Source organism: Natronoarchaeum sp. GCM10025703, assembly GCF_042661985.1.
GTDB lineage: Archaea > Halobacteriota > Halobacteria > Halobacteriales > Natronoarchaeaceae > Natranaeroarchaeum.
On record NZ_JBHSZF010000001.1, the window covers coordinates 954,308 to 968,795 of the forward strand.

Annotated in this window: 18 protein-coding genes, 2 tRNA genes and 3 pseudogenes; 20 read left to right on the forward strand and 3 right to left on the reverse strand. The window is 62.9% G+C overall.

What is annotated here, in order from left to right; genetic code table 11:
- Positions 1 to 109: 109 nt before the first annotated feature.
- The 3 genes from ACFQH2_RS05345 to ACFQH2_RS05355 all read left to right on the forward strand — a co-directional run bounded on the left by ACFQH2_RS05345 (position 110) and on the right by ACFQH2_RS05355 (position 2,149).
- Positions 110 to 430 (forward strand): DUF7139 domain-containing protein, encoded by a 321-nt coding sequence (locus tag ACFQH2_RS05345; RefSeq protein ID WP_377076516.1) that lies wholly within the window; start codon positions 110 to 112, stop codon positions 428 to 430.
- The gene (locus tag ACFQH2_RS05350) at positions 382 to 1,026 is read left to right on the forward strand and encodes a DUF7139 domain-containing protein (RefSeq protein WP_377076517.1); all 645 of its coding nucleotides are present in this window, start codon (positions 382 to 384) and stop codon (positions 1,024 to 1,026) included. The genes ACFQH2_RS05345 and ACFQH2_RS05350 overlap by 49 nt, the downstream gene beginning before the upstream one ends.
- 94 nt (positions 1,027 to 1,120) lie before the next feature.
- Positions 1,121 to 2,149 (forward strand): hypothetical protein, encoded by a 1,029-nt coding sequence (locus tag ACFQH2_RS05355; RefSeq protein ID WP_377051649.1) that lies wholly within the window; start codon positions 1,121 to 1,123, stop codon positions 2,147 to 2,149.
- 103 nt (positions 2,150 to 2,252) lie between these two features.
- On the opposite strand, the gene ACFQH2_RS05360 is transcribed toward ACFQH2_RS05355, so the two are convergent.
- On the reverse strand, positions 2,253 to 2,420 hold the full coding sequence (locus tag ACFQH2_RS05360) for a zf-TFIIB domain-containing protein (protein ID WP_377051651.1): 168 nt from the start codon (positions 2,418 to 2,420) through the stop codon (positions 2,253 to 2,255).
- A 239-nt stretch (positions 2,421 to 2,659) separates the two neighbouring features.
- Between ACFQH2_RS05360 and ACFQH2_RS05365 the strand changes: the two are divergent.
- Positions 2,660 to 3,282: pseudogene (locus ACFQH2_RS05365) on the forward strand (METTL5 family protein).
- Here ACFQH2_RS05365 and ACFQH2_RS05370 read toward each other — a convergent pair.
- Positions 3,173 to 4,912 (reverse strand): rhomboid family intramembrane serine protease, encoded by a 1,740-nt coding sequence (locus ACFQH2_RS05370; protein WP_377076518.1) that lies wholly within the window; start codon positions 4,910 to 4,912, stop codon positions 3,173 to 3,175. The pseudogene ACFQH2_RS05365 and the gene ACFQH2_RS05370 sit on opposite strands and share 110 nt — an antisense overlap.
- A gap of 1 nt (position 4,913) precedes the next feature.
- Positions 4,914 to 5,392 (reverse strand): annotated as a pseudogene (locus ACFQH2_RS05375) (GNAT family N-acetyltransferase).
- A gap of 115 nt (positions 5,393 to 5,507) precedes the next feature.
- Between ACFQH2_RS05375 and ACFQH2_RS05380 the strand changes: the two are divergent.
- The 16 genes and pseudogenes from ACFQH2_RS05380 (at position 5,508) to rpsB (ending at position 14,485) form a co-directional block, all read left to right on the forward strand.
- Positions 5,508 to 5,918 carry an archease gene (locus ACFQH2_RS05380; RefSeq protein WP_377051659.1) on the forward strand — a complete coding sequence of 137 codons (411 nt, stop codon included), beginning with the start codon at positions 5,508 to 5,510 and terminating at the stop codon, positions 5,916 to 5,918.
- Positions 5,919 to 5,988: 70 nt separating this feature from the next.
- Positions 5,989 to 7,095 (forward strand): DoxX family protein, encoded by a 1,107-nt coding sequence (locus tag ACFQH2_RS05385; RefSeq protein ID WP_377051661.1) that lies wholly within the window; start codon positions 5,989 to 5,991, stop codon positions 7,093 to 7,095.
- Between the two features lie 46 nt (positions 7,096 to 7,141).
- The gene (locus tag ACFQH2_RS05390) at positions 7,142 to 8,104 is read left to right on the forward strand and encodes a DUF3179 domain-containing protein (protein ID WP_377051663.1); all 963 of its coding nucleotides are present in this window, start codon (positions 7,142 to 7,144) and stop codon (positions 8,102 to 8,104) included.
- A 210-nt stretch (positions 8,105 to 8,314) separates the two neighbouring features.
- Positions 8,315 to 8,397: transfer RNA gene (locus ACFQH2_RS05395), tRNA-Ser, on the forward strand.
- Positions 8,398 to 8,479: 82 nt separating this feature from the next.
- Positions 8,480 to 9,007, forward strand: coding sequence for a 30S ribosomal protein S13 (locus ACFQH2_RS05400; protein ID WP_377051665.1), 528 nt, complete (start codon positions 8,480 to 8,482; stop codon positions 9,005 to 9,007).
- Entirely contained in the window at positions 9,007 to 9,531 is a 525-nt protein-coding gene (locus ACFQH2_RS05405; protein WP_377051667.1) for a 30S ribosomal protein S4, read from the forward strand. Before ACFQH2_RS05400 ends, ACFQH2_RS05405 begins: the two co-directional genes overlap by 1 nt.
- Before the next feature lies 1 nt (position 9,532).
- Positions 9,533 to 9,919, forward strand: coding sequence for a 30S ribosomal protein S11 (locus ACFQH2_RS05410; RefSeq protein ID WP_377051669.1), 387 nt, complete (start codon positions 9,533 to 9,535; stop codon positions 9,917 to 9,919).
- A gap of 5 nt (positions 9,920 to 9,924) precedes the next feature.
- Complete coding sequence (locus tag ACFQH2_RS05415; RefSeq protein WP_377051671.1) at positions 9,925 to 10,671, forward strand: DNA-directed RNA polymerase subunit D; 747 nt, start codon at positions 9,925 to 9,927, stop codon at positions 10,669 to 10,671.
- Positions 10,672 to 10,854: 183 nt separating this feature from the next.
- Positions 10,855 to 10,939 (forward strand) — tRNA-Leu (locus ACFQH2_RS05420).
- Positions 10,940 to 10,972: 33 nt separating this feature from the next.
- Complete coding sequence (locus ACFQH2_RS05425; protein ID WP_377051673.1) at positions 10,973 to 11,323, forward strand: 50S ribosomal protein L18e; 351 nt, start codon at positions 10,973 to 10,975, stop codon at positions 11,321 to 11,323.
- Positions 11,320 to 11,756, forward strand: a pseudogene (locus ACFQH2_RS05430) (50S ribosomal protein L13). Before ACFQH2_RS05425 ends, ACFQH2_RS05430 begins: the two are co-directional and overlap by 4 nt.
- Positions 11,750 to 12,145 carry a 30S ribosomal protein S9 gene (locus tag ACFQH2_RS05435; protein ID WP_377051677.1) on the forward strand — a complete coding sequence of 132 codons (396 nt, stop codon included), beginning with the start codon at positions 11,750 to 11,752 and terminating at the stop codon, positions 12,143 to 12,145. The pseudogene ACFQH2_RS05430 and the gene ACFQH2_RS05435 overlap by 7 nt, the downstream one beginning before the upstream one ends.
- 9 nt (positions 12,146 to 12,154) lie before the next feature.
- The gene (locus ACFQH2_RS05440; protein ID WP_377051679.1) at positions 12,155 to 12,349 is read left to right on the forward strand and encodes a DNA-directed RNA polymerase subunit N; all 195 of its coding nucleotides are present in this window, start codon (positions 12,155 to 12,157) and stop codon (positions 12,347 to 12,349) included.
- A 2-nt stretch (positions 12,350 to 12,351) separates the two neighbouring features.
- Positions 12,352 to 12,528 (forward strand): DNA-directed RNA polymerase subunit K, encoded by a 177-nt coding sequence (locus ACFQH2_RS05445; protein ID WP_377051681.1) that lies wholly within the window; start codon positions 12,352 to 12,354, stop codon positions 12,526 to 12,528.
- The gene (gene eno / locus ACFQH2_RS05450) at positions 12,525 to 13,730 is read left to right on the forward strand and encodes a phosphopyruvate hydratase (RefSeq protein WP_377076519.1); all 1,206 of its coding nucleotides are present in this window, start codon (positions 12,525 to 12,527) and stop codon (positions 13,728 to 13,730) included. The genes ACFQH2_RS05445 and eno overlap by 4 nt, the downstream gene beginning before the upstream one ends.
- A complete protein-coding gene (gene rpsB / locus ACFQH2_RS05455) occupies positions 13,727 to 14,485 on the forward strand; it encodes a 30S ribosomal protein S2 (protein WP_377051685.1) in 759 nt (252 codons plus the stop codon). The genes eno and rpsB overlap by 4 nt, the downstream gene beginning before the upstream one ends.
- Positions 14,486 to 14,488 lie beyond the last annotated feature (3 nt).

The following is a 14,488-nucleotide window of genomic DNA, read 5'->3' on the forward strand; positions in this document are numbered from 1 at the left end:
TTTCCCGATCTGAACAGCCGCAGGCCCGCAACGAGTTCTCAATCGATACTCGTCAGATACGAAATAATAAGGGGAACAATCATGAGTATGCGGTAAAAAGACGATGCCAATGACTGAGGACGGTTCCGACACCTTACCCGACAACAAACTGTTCGATCTGTACGAACAGTATATCGGCGAACCGGACGCACAGACGGACGTTTACCTTGGCTTCGGGCTCTTTTTTATCGGGGTAGCGCTTGCGGTGATCGCAGCGGTTACTTTCATCGGCGGTGTCACGGCGTTCGGGTATCGCGAGGGGTCGTACTTCGTCTTTGCGAACGCCGCCTTCGTCGCCGCACTGCTGTCGTTACCGCTCCTGTTGCAGGCGTCGACGTACTGTTGCCGGTCGAACAGAAGGCAGTGCTCGCGTCAGCGGCTGGCGTCGTAGTGACGATCGGTGCCACCGTTGCGTTCTCCTGGTACTACCCCAGCCAGTGGGCCGAGTTCGGAGCCTCGACGATGCTCACGATCCTCGGGACGTACGGGGTCGGACTCGCTATCGTCGCTGCGGCCACCGGCGCCGCACTGGTGGCCCACCAACTCGAACGCGCAAAACCCCATCCCTCCGAGATAGAGGCTGTCGAGGCGGACGAGGTCGAAGAATCGATCAGTGAAGAAGATATCGAACAGGACATCGAGTCGGCGATGGAGGGCGTCGAGATGTCCTGGGGTGGCGTCGAGAAACAGGAGTCGAAGCGACTCTCGTTCAGTGCGTCGGACTCGTTCGAGGCGGCCAACGTCGATGTGGAGGCCGAGACGACGCGCCAGACTGGCGGCGTCGACACGCAGGTGAGTGGGCTCAAAGCGCTCAAGGGTGGCGACACGAAGACGGCCACGTCGTCGTCGACGGTCGACGACCAGACCTCGAAACTCAACGAACTGCGGCAACGGAAACAGGAGGAGGAAGCCACCGAGGAGAACGACGCCGTTATAGCCGACATCGGTCTCGTCGACCGGGTCCGTGGACTGCTGGGTCGGAACTAATCAATGTCTCCTCGGTATTGATATACTTACTTGCCGGGAAGTTCTGTAAATATTTCACATAGTTTTATTGTACGGGGGAAAGCTTGTATCGACTATGGCGAAAGGCCTAGACGTCGGCACAATGAACATCCTGTCGGCACAGCAGGATGGTAACGACACCGTCTTCGTGCAACAGCGCAACTCCTTCGTAGAGATCGATTACTCCGACATGGCGGAGCAGATGCTCTCTCGAAGCGAAGTGCTCCACATCCGCAAGGACGACAAGGTCTACGTGGTCGGCGATGACGCACTCAACTTTGCGAACATCTTCAACCGCGAGACTCGACGTCCTATGCAGCACGGTATCCTCTCTTCGGACGAGAAGTCCGCAATCCCGATGATGAAGCTCATCATCGAGCAGGTGGTTGGCGAGCCGAACCACCCCGGCGAGAAACTGTACTTCTCCTCCCCGGCCGATCCGATCGACTCGAGCATCTCGACCCTGTATCACCAGAAGACCCTCGAATCCTTCATCAACGACATGGGCTATGACGCCGAGCCCATCAACGAGGGGATGTCGGTCATCTATAGCGAGTTGGCCGACAACGACTTCACCGGGCTGGGTATCAGCTTCGGTGCCGGGATGACCAACGTCTGTCTGGCGTACTACGCGGTGCCGGTCATGAAGTTCTCGGTCGCCCGTGGTGGCGACTGGGTGGACGAGCAGGCTGCACAGGCAACTGGCACGCCGGTCGACAAGGTCACCTCTATCAAGGAAGACGACTTCGAACTCGACTTCCAGACCGACGTCGGTGGCGTCGAGGGCGCGCTGTCGATTTACTACGAGAACCTGCTCGACTACGTCATCGACCTGATCGTCAAGGAAGTCGACGACGAAGACGTCGAGGAGGGCCTGGACGTGCCGGTCGTCGTCACTGGCGGTACCTCCAGCCCCGACGGCTTCGAGGATCTGTTCCGCGACCATCTGCAGGACGCCAACATTCCGTTCTCGATCAGCGGCGTCAGCCACGCCAACGAACCCCTGTACAGCGTTGCACGTGGTGGCCTCGTGGCCGCACGCTCCGACGAAGAAGCGCCGGCAGGCGGTGCCGAAGAGGAAGAAGCCCCGGCCGCCGACGAGTAACGCAGCCCGAACCTCGTTCGATTTTTTGTGTGACGCCGTGGCGCTGGCTGTCGGTATTGGGTATCTGATTGACCGCATCGCCCCTGCCGCTCCAACTGCGAGGCTACTTCTCGCGGAAGCGACTGAGCGCGTCCTGCCAGGACTCGAACTCCTCGCGCTCGCTGGCGTGCTCCACCGCGACTCCGGCGTAGCCACAGGATTCACAGACCTCCGCCTGATGACCCTCCAGTGTGTAGGTCTGTAACGGCTCCGAACAGCGTGGGCAGTCCATATCGATGCCGACGAAGGGCACCGACTTAACTATTTTCCGCGAACGATGCGGAGAGCACAATCCCGGCGGGCCACGTATCGCCGTGCCCAGATATATAACTCATACGCATCCATCACGCTTTTGTATTCATACTGTGTATTAGTCTCTGAGATGTACCAGACGTCGATGCCGACGATCGGATGCGCCAGGGAAGGTCGGACGACTGCGGTGATACGGATCCCGACAGGGGCCAGCGACCGATGAGTACGAAACGACAACTCGCCCAGCAACTCGGCGTTGTGGGTGGGTTCGACGATCCGACGGTCGAACTGGAGCAGTACCGGACGCCGCCGGATCTGGCGGCCCATCTGGTCCACGTCGCGGATCTGCAGGGCGACATCGACGGTCGAACCGTGCTGGATCTCGGTGCCGGGACCGGGATGCTTGCGCTGGGAGCGGCGCTGCGTGGACCGGAGCGAGCGATCGGTATCGACATCGACCGTGGAGCCTTGCAGACGGCACGCAGGAACGAGCGCCGGGTTGGGACGACGACCGATATCGGCTGGATCCACGCCGATGCGACGCGCGCACCGCTCTGTATCGACGACGCCGTCGTTCTGATGAACCCCCGTTCGGCGCGCAGGACGGGAACGCACACGCCGACCGGGCGTTTCTCAAAACTGCCTCCGAGGTCGCCTCCGTCTCCTACTCGATCCACAATTCGGACAGTCAGGCGTTTGTCGACGCGTTCGCCGGCGATAACGGTGGCGAGGTCACGCGAGCGTTCCGTGCCGAACTGGATCTGGATCGCCAGTTCGAGTTCCACAGCGAGAACCGACGCGTCGTTGACGCCGAAGTGTTCCGTATCGAGTGGGACCGCTGAACCCACGACCTTCCGCGCGCGCAATCTGGACGCTCGTCTCACCGCGCTCGGCCATGATCACCGTCTTCCCGTCAGTCTGTTCGCGCTCGAAGGTAAGCCCACCAGCCTCGACCGGTTCGTCTGCTGTGGGCAGGGGCGTCCGATCGAGGCGACCGTTCCCGTCGTCGACGGCAAGGATGAACTGGCCGTTCTCGGGGATGATCATGACGGAACGCCCGTCGATCCGCGGTGTCGCAGTCTGGAGATCGGAGACGAACACCGGTCGCTCCTTCCCGTCGACGAACACCTGATAGACCGTCTCTTTCCCGGTCGGCGTCCATCCTTCACGAACCACGCGGACGGTCTCGCTCCAGCCTGGGCCACCCACCTTGACCGTCGTCGAACCGCGGAACGCCAGTCTCTCCTTCGAGGTGTGGGTCATCCAGATGTCCCGCTGTTCACTAGTGACAATCACCCCGCTGGTGTCGATGGAGGTGCTCTCGCCGAACAGTTCGATATCGTAGGCGAACACCATCTCGTTGCGGACGCCCTCGTCGTAGGTGATCTGGTAGTCCTCGACGGTCACTGCGTCCTCGTCGATCGAGGTATCGTCTACGGTGTAAAGGTTCGGGACGATAGCTACCCCGCCGAGTGCGGCGAGGCCAAGTATCAGCATCGTGATGGCGACGCCACGGCGCGTGGTCGAGCGGACCACCGTTCTGTCCGAGGTGGTCGCAGCCAGCGTGACGAGCACGGCGAGCAGAACCACGAGTACGAGACCGGGCCCGCGAAAGAGCACATACTCGCCGCCGCCGCGGAACCAGTAGACGAGATAGAGTCCCTGCACGACGCCGAAGACCAGCGTTGCCCCGAGGAGACGGGCGGCGCTCGGCCGCCGTGCGCGCCGCCGGAGGACGGCGAGACCGAGGACGACACCGACGAGAAAGCCCAGCGCGTGTCCCTGTACCGCAATCGACGCCCACGACGGCGCGGATGGGGCACTCGCCGAGGTCGTCGCCACGAGGACGGGATCGAGCAGGCTCTGGAGCGTGGTGCTGACCACCCGCGAGATCAGCAGTCCCACGACCGTCACGACGGGATAGTGGACGATTGCGAAGCCGGCAAAGGCGAAGACGACGCCGGAAAAGCCGATTACGGGTCCGAGCGCGAACAGGCTGGTCGCCACCCCCACGAGCAGTACGGCGGTCGGGAAGACGACGAACGCCCGAATCCACGGGTTCGTTCGCCACGATGCGAACGACTGCGAACCGCGTTCGCTCGGCAGATGACCCCATGCGTACTCGGCGATCGGTGCCAGCACGATAGCGCTCGTCAGGTTTCCGAGGATGTGGCCGGGGTTGGCGTGGGCAAAGCCCGAGGTGAGCCAGCCGGTCGGATAGAGATACGACCACGACCGATAGGGGAGTACCACCGGGTCCGACCAGTTCAACAGCCCCTCCTGCAGGAACAGATAGACCGCGAGAACGAACAGCACAGACACGACCGATCCCCACGGGACGCCCAGTAGCAGTCGGGAACGAACCGCCCGCCCCCACCGGCCGCCCGGCTTATCGAGATAGATGACTGCCGCGAGCGCGAGGCCGAACGCGAGCACGACGGATGCGCCGAGTGTTTGCGACGGCGCGGTCATTTTAGCGTCGCCTGACCAGTTCGCTCAACCGTTTCGTGATGCTCTCGTCCTCGCCGAGTTTGAGATAGTAGGCATCGCCGCCGTCCTCGTAGTAGTTCTCGATGCGCCGTTTGATCTCGAAGCCAGCGATTCGTAGAACTGCAATGCGTTCTCGTTTGTCGCGCGTGCATGACAGGTTACGGAGCCGTGCTCGTCGGCGACGCGAGCAACGAGTCGTTCGCCGAACCCTTCGCCGCGGAACTCCGGTGCAACTGCCAGAAACAGGATGTAGCCGTCACGTCGGACCGTCGCGAAACCGACGAGGTCGTCGCCGTCGAGGAACAGGTGGACGGTCGATCGGCGGTACGCATCCGTAAAGAAGCCGCGCCGCTGCTTGAGGACGCCCTCCGAGCGGCGGATCTGCTCTTTGAGTTCCCAGGCATCGCCCAGGTAGTCATCGTCGCCGGGCGCGACGACGCGTGAATCGACGTTAACGCTCACTGTGGGTACGTAACGGCGACGTGAATATAATTCCACCGGCAGGTCGCCGTCGTTCTCGCTCCTGGGACGGTCCGAAACCGGGCTATTCACGGTCGCTCCGCTCGTCAGTTCGACCGTGAGCTACGAACTACGAGAACATACTGCTGACATCGCCGTCGAAGCGACTGGCGAGACGTTTTCGGCCGTTGCAGGCGCCGTCGCCGATGGGCTGGCCGCCGCGATGTGCGAGGATGTCCCCGAGACGGGCGAGCGGTTCGAGCTATCGGTTACCGCCGAAAGCCGTGAAGCCGTCCTGTTCGAGTATCTCGACGAACTCATCTACGAACGGGACGTCCGGTCGGTTCTCCCGGTCGACAACGAGGCGACTGTCGTCGAGGACGACGGCGAGTGGACCGTTGACGCCACGGCCCGCGGCGTGCCGCTCGCAGACGTGACGGCACGGGAAGTCAAAGCCGTCACCTACTCGGAGATGGCCCTCGAACGCCGCGACGGGGAGTGGTACGCTTACGTTGTCTTCGACGTGTGAAATGGTGGCGCTGGTCATGGCTCTGTGCCAACAACAACACCTTTTGTTGACTGCGGCCCTTACGATGGGTATGTCAGATTCGGGCCGTCACAGATTGTCGCGCGCTCCGGCGGCGTTTTTCGGGGCGCTCTTTGTACTCCTCTCGTTCGTGGGGACGGCGAGCGCTCACGAGGAGTACGTCGTCGAGGACGAACAGGCCGTCACCCCCGCCGAGTTCTTCGGGAATGCGCTGTCGGACCCGGTCGTAGTGGGACTGCTCGTCGCCGGTGCCGTCGCCGTTCTCGGGGTCGTCCTCGCCTATCTCTATTTCCAGCCGCTCCGTCAGGACATCACGACGTTTCGCGCCGCGATGGCGGAGTACACCGAGTACGTCCCGTGGCTCCTGCGGATCTCCTTCGGTATTCCGCTGATCGGTGCCGGCTTCGCCGGCTACTTCATCACGCCCTCGGTCGAAATCGAGATGCGTCTCTTACAGGTCGCGCTCGGGTTCCTGTTGCTGTTCGGCATCGCAACACGGGTCGTCGCAGTGGCCGGGTTCGTCGTCTACGTCGTGGCGGCAGTGATCTACCCGGATCTGTTGCTCCAACTGGAGATCGCCGGCGGGATGGCGACGCTGGCTCTCGTCGGAAGCGGGAAGCCGAGCGGGGATCACGTCCTCCAGCGTCTCGCCGGGACGCCGGGCACGGTGTACGGTCGCTTCGACGTCGTCCACGATGTCGTCCAGCGCGGACAGGCTTGGATCCGTCCCTACGAGCGGTTCTTCCCGACGGTTGCCCGGGTCGGCCTCGGCATCACGTTCATCTATCTCGGCGCGAGCCAGAAGCTCCTTCGTCCCGGTATCGGGCTGGAAGTCGTTTCACACTACGACCTCACCGCAGTCATCCCGGTGCCTGCGGAGCTATGGGTGCTGGGTGCCGGCCTCACTGAGACCGCCCTCGGCATTGCCCTCATCGTGGGCCTCTTTACCCGTGCGAGCGCGGCCACGGCCATCACGATGTTCGCGCTGACGTTGTTTGCCCTGCCCGACGATCCGGTGCTGGCCCACGTCGCGCTGTTCGGGATGGCGTCGGTCCTCCTGATCGGCGGCAGTGGCCCACTTGCAGTCGATAACCGCATCGAGGCCGTCGTGGCGAGACTGAGCGACGAGCGACCGGACACGTCGGACGCGCCGCTGTGATCGGTTCGGCGGGGGAGCTATTAGCTGTCGGCGTCAACGACCGCGTGTGAACGTTCGTCGAGTCATTCCACGCGATGCGATTCCGAGCGTCGACGACCCCGAGTTCGGCGAGCGCTACGAGGGCGATGGGGACGACCGAGTCGTCGTCGTCGACTCCGGGCAACCCCCGCGTGCGTACCCGATACGGTATCTCGCGTACCACGAAATCGTCAACGACGTGCTCGACGCCGGAGCAGAACCGATCGCCGTTACCTGGTGTCCGCTCTGTGGGAGCGCCGTCGTCTACGACCGTCGCCACGAGGGGCGGACACTGGAGTTCGGCGTCTCCGGAAAGCTTGCCGACGACGACCTCGTCATGTACGACCGCGAAACGGAAAGCGAGTGGAAACAATCGAGCGGGACGTGTCTCGCGGGCCGGTTCGAGGGCGATTCGCTCTCCGTCCGGCCCGCGGCGATGCTCACGTGGGGAGCGTTCCAGCAGTCGTATCCCGACGGCGTCGTCCTCCAGGCACCCGGCGGGACCAGCGAGGCCGCAAGCGAGGACGACTCGCCCGCGCAGATCGAGTACGATACGGGTCCCTACAAGGCGTACCGGTCGGGAGAGGGGTTCGGTCTTGCGGCCCACCGATCGGGCGAGAGCGTCCGCGAGTGGACTCGTGACGACGATATCCGGCCGAAAACGGTCGTGATCGGTGTCGAACTCGACGACGCGGCGCTCGGGGTTCCGCTACCGCGCGTATCGCGGGCTGGCGGCGTCGTCCGAACGACAGTCGGGGAGCAGGACGTCCTCGTGATCGCTACCGAGGACGGCGGGATCCACGGTTTTGCCGATCCAGGATTCTCCGTCGAGGCCACCGACTCGGGCATCGTGGGCGACGGAACGACGTGGGATCCGGCGACGGGCCGTTCGAATGACGGTCGCCGTCTCGACAGACTGCCAACGCGGCGACTGTTTGCGTTCGCCTGGCAGGACGACCACGGCGCGGATTCGTTCTACAGATCCGACTGATAGTGGCGTCCATCGCCGTCGGCCTTCGTGCCGATGAGTGCTGATCCATGTGAACACTCGACGACCGTTTGACGGCCGAAAACCACGCGATTCGGGCGGTCTGTCATCGGGTTCTATCGTAGTGTTTAAGTACGGCAACGGGGAAGGTACGTCTGCAATCCAATGTAGGGGCAACGGCCCCGAGTCCGTGAGGGCGGAGATACACAGCGTGTCGTGGTAGCCAAGCGGCCCAAGGCGCATGGTTGCTAACCATGTGGCGTAAAGCCTCCGGGGTTCAAATCCCCGCCACGACGTCAACCATCTTCCGACCAGTGTATCGGTCGGTGGATTGTACCAGCGCAGTCGGCTACCGACTGCAACACCTACACACCACATATGAGTGCAGAAGAACCACAGGACGAAATCGAGGACGACGAGGACCTTCGGTATTTCGTCCGCATCGGGCAAACGGACCTCGATGGGACCAAATCCGTCGAACGGTCGCTCATCGAGATGAACGGCATCGGCCGCCGAACGGCCCGAATCATTGCGGACAAAGCCGACGTCGACCGTCAGGCAACTTTCGGTCGACTCGAAGACGACGAGATCGACGCGGTCGTCGATGTCGTCGACGAGTACGCCGAGGAAGTCCCCGACTGGCTCGCGAACCGCCAGCGGGACTTTTTCTCGGGCGAAACGACGCACAAGGTCGGTAACGACCTGAACATGAAGCGCCGCCACGACATCAACCGGATGAAGATGATCAGCTCCTACCGGGGCGTTCGTCACAACCGGGGCCAGAAGGTACGCGGCCAGCGGACCAAGTCCACTGGACGTACCGAAGGGACGATCGGCGTCAACGTCGAGGAGCTTCGTGAAGAGGCCGCTGAAGAAGCGGCAGAAGCCGAGGGGGATGAAGAATAATGCCGCTCGGTAACAAAACCAAAGCGTACGAGACGCCCAACCATCCGTGGCAGGGCGAGCGTATCGCGGGCGAGCACGACCTGCTCGGCCGGTACGGCCTTGCAACCAAAGAAGAACTCTGGCGCGCCCAGTCCGAGCTTCGTGACATGCGTCGCGAGGCTCGACGCCTCATCGGCGAGGCGCTCGGTGACACCGAGGCCGCCGAGGAAGCGGGGAGCGAGTTCCTCGCACGCCTCAAACGCGACGGCATTCTCGGCGAGACCGACGGTCTCGACGAAGTGCTGTCCCTGGAGATCAACGACGTGCTCGAACGTCGCCTCCAGACTGTCGTCTACCGCAAAGGCCTCGCAAACACGCCACAGCAGGCACGACAGTTCATCGGTCACGGTCACATCGTTGTCGGTGACCACCGCGTGACTGTCCCGTCGTACACAGTCGGGGTCGACGAAGAGGCCTCGATCGAGTTCGACGAGACCAGCCCGCTGGCGGACGACCTACACCCGGAACGAGCGGAGGAGCAATAACATGGCAGAAGACGGAAAGTGGGGCGTAGCCCACGTGCACGCATCGTTCAACAACACGATCATGACGGTGACGGATCTGACCGGCGCCGAGACGATCGCGAAGTCCTCGGGCGGCGCAGTCGTCAAGCAGAACCGTGACGAGGCATCCCCCTACGCGGCCATGCAGATGGCCGAGCAGGTCGCCGAAGAGGTGCTCGCCGCGGGCATCGACGGCGTCCACGTCCGCGTTCGCGGACCTGGCGGGAACCTCCAGAAGAGCCCCGGACCGGGCGCACAGGCGACGATCCGTGCGCTTGCCCGTGCCGGCCTCGAGATCGGTCGTATCGAAGACGTAACCCCGATCCCGCACGACGGATCGCGCGCACCGAAAGGCAAGGGCGGATTCTGACGACCATGCCAGTGGATTACGAGGTCGAGTTCATCGAACGCGACGATCGATCGGCGAGGTTCCTCGTCCGAGGAGTCACGCCGGCCTTCGCCAACGGCATCCGTCGAGCGATGATCGCCGACGTGCCGACGATGGCCATCGACACGGTCCAGTTCGTCGAGAACTCGTCGGTGATGTTCGACGAACAGATCGGGCTTCGGCTCGGTCTGGTTCCGTTGACCACGCCGCCCGAGGAGTTCGAGGTGGGTGACTCCGTCACCCTCTCGCTCGACGTGGCGGGACCGAATACGGCCTACTCCGGCGATCTCGTCTGTCACGACGAGTCGGTCGAGGTAGCTATCGACGGGGTCCCGATTATCGACCTCAAGGACGACCAGCGGCTCGAACTCGAAGCCGAGGCAGTGATGACCTCCGGCAAGGAGCACGCCAAACATCAGGGCGGCGTCTCCGTCGGCTACCGACACCTCCAGCAGATCGAGGTCGTCGGTGACCGTGGCGAGTTCGAGGACGAAGAGACCCGAATCCTTCGGGGCATCGTTGAGGACGACGGCGAGTTACTCCTCGCCGAGGAGTTCGACAACGATCTCTCACAGCGATATCCCGGCAAGGAAGTCGAAGTCACCGACGTCCCGAACGCGTTCGTGTTCCACGTCGAGACTGACGGCTCCTACACGGTCGAGGAACTCGTCACGCTGGCGGCCGACTCCATCGCGGATCGCGCAGACGAACTCGAAGACGCAGTACAGCTATAGAGATGATCGCTCCAACAAACCACTTACCCCTGACCGAAGCCCGGACCCGAAGCGATAGCTTCGCCCGGATTTCGGCGGGCTCCGACGCCGTACACTACGAGGCCGGAGCCATGGCCGCCCCGCAATCGCGGGCGGCTTCGATCGAAAGTGGTTTGAAGGGGCACCCAGTAAACGAGAACGCGGGCAGGGATAGCCAAGTCAGGCCAACGGCGCAGCGTTCAGGGCGCTGTCTCGTAGGAGTTCGCAGGTTCAAATCCTGCTCCCTGCATCACCGTTTTCACCCCTATTCAGGAGGAAAGTTATGAGCAAGACGAACCCGAGACTGAGCAGTCTCATCGCCGAGCTGAAGTCGGTTTCTCGAACCGAGGACGCGAACGTCTGGAGCGACGTCGCCTCTCGGCTCGAAAAGCCCCGCCGCACGCACGCGGAAGTGAATCTTGGACGTATCGAGCGATACGCCCAGGAGGACGAAACAGTCGTCGTTCCGGGCAAGGTGCTCGGAAGCGGCGTCCTGCAGAAGTCGGTCACCGTTGCAGCGGTCGACTTCTCGGGCACGGCAGAACAAAAGATCGACCAGGTCGGCGAAACAGTAGACCTAGAACAGGCAATCGAACAGAACCCCGAAGGATCCAACGTGCGGGTGATCCGATGAGCGTCGCAGAGTTCGAGGCAGACGTAGTCGTCGACGCCGGCGACTGCATCCTCGGTCGCGTCGCTGCAAGGTCGCCCAGAAGGCGCTCGACGACGAGCGTATCGCGGTGGTCAACGCCGAGAACGCGGTCATCACGGGCAGCGAAGACGACGTGATGAGCACCTTCGAGAAGCGAGTCGAAATCGGCTCCGATCGGGGTCCGTACTACCCGAAACGGCCGGACATGATCTTCAAGCGCTCGATCCGCGGCATGCTGCCGTACAAGAAGGATCGTGGCCTCGAAGCGTTCGAGAACGTCCGCGTCTACGTCGGCAACCCGTACGACGACGACGGCGACGTCCTCGAGGGAACCTCCCTCGACCGACTATCGAACATCAAGTTCCTCCAGCTCGGAGAGATCAGCGAGAACCTGGGTGCTAATCGAACATGGTAACCAACACCAGTGGCAAGAAGAAAACCGCCATCGCACGCGCTACCGTTCGCGATGGTGAGGGTCGCGTACGAATCAACTCCAGCCCGGTCGAACTGGTCGACCCGGAGACGTCGCGTCTGAAGATGACCGAACCGTTCCGCATCGCGGACGAGGTTCGTAACAGCATCGACATCGAAGTCGCCGTCGAAGGCGGCGGCGTCTCCGGACAGGCCGACGCCGTGCGAACGGCAATCGCACGCGGGCTCGTCCAGCACACGGGCGACGCCGAACTCCGTGACGCGTTCATGGAGTTCGACCGCTCGCTGCTGGTCAACGACGTTCGCCAGTCCGAACCAAAGAAGTGGGGCGGACCCGGCGCACGTGCCCGCTACCAGAAATCCTACCGCTAAGGTGATACTATGATGGTACCAGTCCGGTGTTTCACGTGCGGCAACGTCGTGGGTGAGCACTGGGAAGAGTTCAAAGAGCGCGCTCGTGAGGGCGACGAAAATCCCGCCGAAGTTCTCGACGAACTCGGCGTCGAGCGACACTGCTGTCGCCGGATGCTCGTCTCCCACAAGGACCTCGTCGACATCGTCGCACCCTATCAGTAATTATGTCCGGGACACAGCGATACACACGGTACGAGAAAGCACGGATCCTCGGCGCACGAGCGCTACAGATCTCGTACGGGGCACCGGTACTCGTCGAAACCGACCAGGCGGAACCGATTCTGATCGCAGCGGAAGAGTACGACGCAAACGCCCTCCCGTTCACGGTTAACAGAACATGACTCTGATCACTGACATCCGACTCCGACGCATCCTCGACTCGCGAGGTAACGCAACGGTAGAAGCAGACGTACTGACCGAGAGTGGTGGCTTCGGCCGCGCAGCCGCACCGAGCGGCGCCTCGACAGGCGAGTTCGAGGCGATCGAACTGCCGGCGAACGAAGCGATCGCGAACGCGAGAGAGCACGCCGTACCTCGTCTCGTCGACACGGTGCACGCGGGCGATCAGCGCTCTGTCGACAACACGCTCCGTGCCGCGGACGGCACGGACGACTTCTCGGAGATCGGCGCGAACAGCGCCGTCGCGATCAGTATGGCGACCGCGAAGGCCGCGGCCGACGTGCTCGGTGCACCGCTGTACCAGCATCTCGGCGGCGCGTTCCGCGGTGACAACTTCCCGATCCCGCTGGGGAACGTCGTCGGCGGTGGCGAACACGCCGCTGACGCCACGGACATTCAGGAGTTCCTGTCGGCACCGGTCGGCGCGCCGAGCGTCGCCGATGCCGTCTTCGCCAACGCGGCGGTCCACCAGAAGATCCACGACATGCTCATCGAGCGGGACACGCCCGCCGGCAAGGGCGACGAGGGCGCGTGGGCGCCGTCGATCGACGACGCCGAAGCGTTCGAGATTCTCGACGGGGCCACCTCGGCCGTCGCCGAGGAGGTCGGCTTCGAGATCAAGTTCGGACTCGACCTCGCCGCTGCGGAGATGTACGACGAAGACGAAGGCGGCTACATCTACAGCGATCAGGTTCGCAGTACGGACGAGCAGGTCGACTACATCGCAGAACTCGTCGAGAAATGGGATCTCGCGTACGTCGAGGACCCCCTCGACGAGAACGACTTCGAGGCCTTCGCCGACCTCACCGAGCGCGTCGGCGACCAGACGCTCATCTGCGGTGACGACCTCTTCGTCACCAACGTCTCGCGACTGGAACGGGGCATCGAGCAGGATTCGGCCAACTCTATCCTGATCAAACCCAACCAGATCGGCTCGCTTAGCGACACGTTCGACGCAATCGAGCTGCCCGCGAACAACACCTACGACGTCATTGTCTCTCACCGCAGCGGTGAGACCGAAGACACGACGATCGCACACCTTGCCGTCGCGACCGACGCCGACTTCATCAAGACCGGCACGGTCGGTGGCGAGCGTACTGCAAAACTCAACGAACTAATCCGCATCGCGGACGACGCAGCATGACAGAAAACGACGTAGAACAGGAAGGGCTCGACGCCGCCGAGGAGGCGGTCGACGAGGAGCCGGAGGGTGGAGCGGCCGCCGAACCGGACGCGGAGCCCGCAGAGGAAGCGCCCGCCGACGCCGAGGAGGCCGAGGACGAACCACAGCTAGACGAGGACGTCATGGCCGACGACGAGGCCGACCTCCTCATCCCCGTCGAGGACTATCTCGGTGCCGGTGTCCACATCGGTACCCAGCAGAAGACGGCGGACATGGAGCGGTTTATCCACCGCGTCCGTACCGACGGTCTCTACGTGCTGGACGTCGGCACGACCGACGACCGTATCCGTACGGCCGCGGACTTCCTGTCCAACTACACCGCGGAGCAGATCCTCGTCACGTCCTCGCGACAGTACGGCCGGTTCCCGGCCGAGAAGTTCGCCGAGGCAGTTGGCGCTCGTGCACGGACCGGACGCTTCATCCCCGGGACGCTCACGAACCCCAAGTACGACGGCTACATCGAGCCGGACGTGCTGGTCGTCACTGACCCGATCGGTGACGAGCAGGCCGTCAAGGAGGCGATCACGGTCGGTATCCCCGTCATCGCCATGTGTGACTCGAATAACTCGACCAGCAACGTCGATCTGGTTGTCCCGACGAACAACAAGGGTCGCAAGGCACTCTCAGTCGTCTACTGGCTGATGGCCAACGAACTGCTCGACCGCCGCGGTGCGGAGCCGAGCTACGCTCTTGACGACTTCGAGAGCGGTATCTGAGGC

Excerpts from the sequence above, each read along its gene's own strand:
- ACFQH2_RS05345 (WP_377076516.1), top strand. The coding sequence starts at position 110 with ATGACTGAGGACGGTTCCGACACCTTACCCGACAACAAACTGTTCGAT.
- ACFQH2_RS05355 (WP_377051649.1), top strand. The coding sequence starts at position 1,121 with ATGGCGAAAGGCCTAGACGTCGGCACAATGAACATCCTGTCGGCACAG.
- ACFQH2_RS05360 (WP_377051651.1), bottom strand. The coding sequence starts at position 2,420 with ATGGACTGCCCACGCTGTTCGGAGCCGTTACAGACCTACACACTGGAG.
- ACFQH2_RS05370 (WP_377076518.1), bottom strand. The coding sequence starts at position 4,912 with ATGACCGCGCCGTCGCAAACACTCGGCGCATCCGTCGTGCTCGCGTTC.
- ACFQH2_RS05385 (WP_377051661.1), top strand. The coding sequence starts at position 5,989 with ATGTCAGATTCGGGCCGTCACAGATTGTCGCGCGCTCCGGCGGCGTTT.
- ACFQH2_RS05400 (WP_377051665.1), top strand. The coding sequence starts at position 8,480 with ATGAGTGCAGAAGAACCACAGGACGAAATCGAGGACGACGAGGACCTT.
- ACFQH2_RS05405 (WP_377051667.1), top strand. The coding sequence starts at position 9,007 with ATGCCGCTCGGTAACAAAACCAAAGCGTACGAGACGCCCAACCATCCG.
- ACFQH2_RS05410 (WP_377051669.1), top strand. The coding sequence starts at position 9,533 with ATGGCAGAAGACGGAAAGTGGGGCGTAGCCCACGTGCACGCATCGTTC.
- ACFQH2_RS05415 (WP_377051671.1), top strand. The coding sequence starts at position 9,925 with ATGCCAGTGGATTACGAGGTCGAGTTCATCGAACGCGACGATCGATCG.
- ACFQH2_RS05425 (WP_377051673.1), top strand. The coding sequence starts at position 10,973 with ATGAGCAAGACGAACCCGAGACTGAGCAGTCTCATCGCCGAGCTGAAG.
- ACFQH2_RS05435 (WP_377051677.1), top strand. The coding sequence starts at position 11,750 with ATGGTAACCAACACCAGTGGCAAGAAGAAAACCGCCATCGCACGCGCT.
- ACFQH2_RS05440 (WP_377051679.1), top strand. The coding sequence starts at position 12,155 with ATGATGGTACCAGTCCGGTGTTTCACGTGCGGCAACGTCGTGGGTGAG.
- ACFQH2_RS05445 (WP_377051681.1), top strand. The coding sequence starts at position 12,352 with ATGTCCGGGACACAGCGATACACACGGTACGAGAAAGCACGGATCCTC.
- eno (WP_377076519.1), top strand. The coding sequence starts at position 12,525 with ATGACTCTGATCACTGACATCCGACTCCGACGCATCCTCGACTCGCGA.
- rpsB (WP_377051685.1), top strand. The coding sequence starts at position 13,727 with ATGACAGAAAACGACGTAGAACAGGAAGGGCTCGACGCCGCCGAGGAG.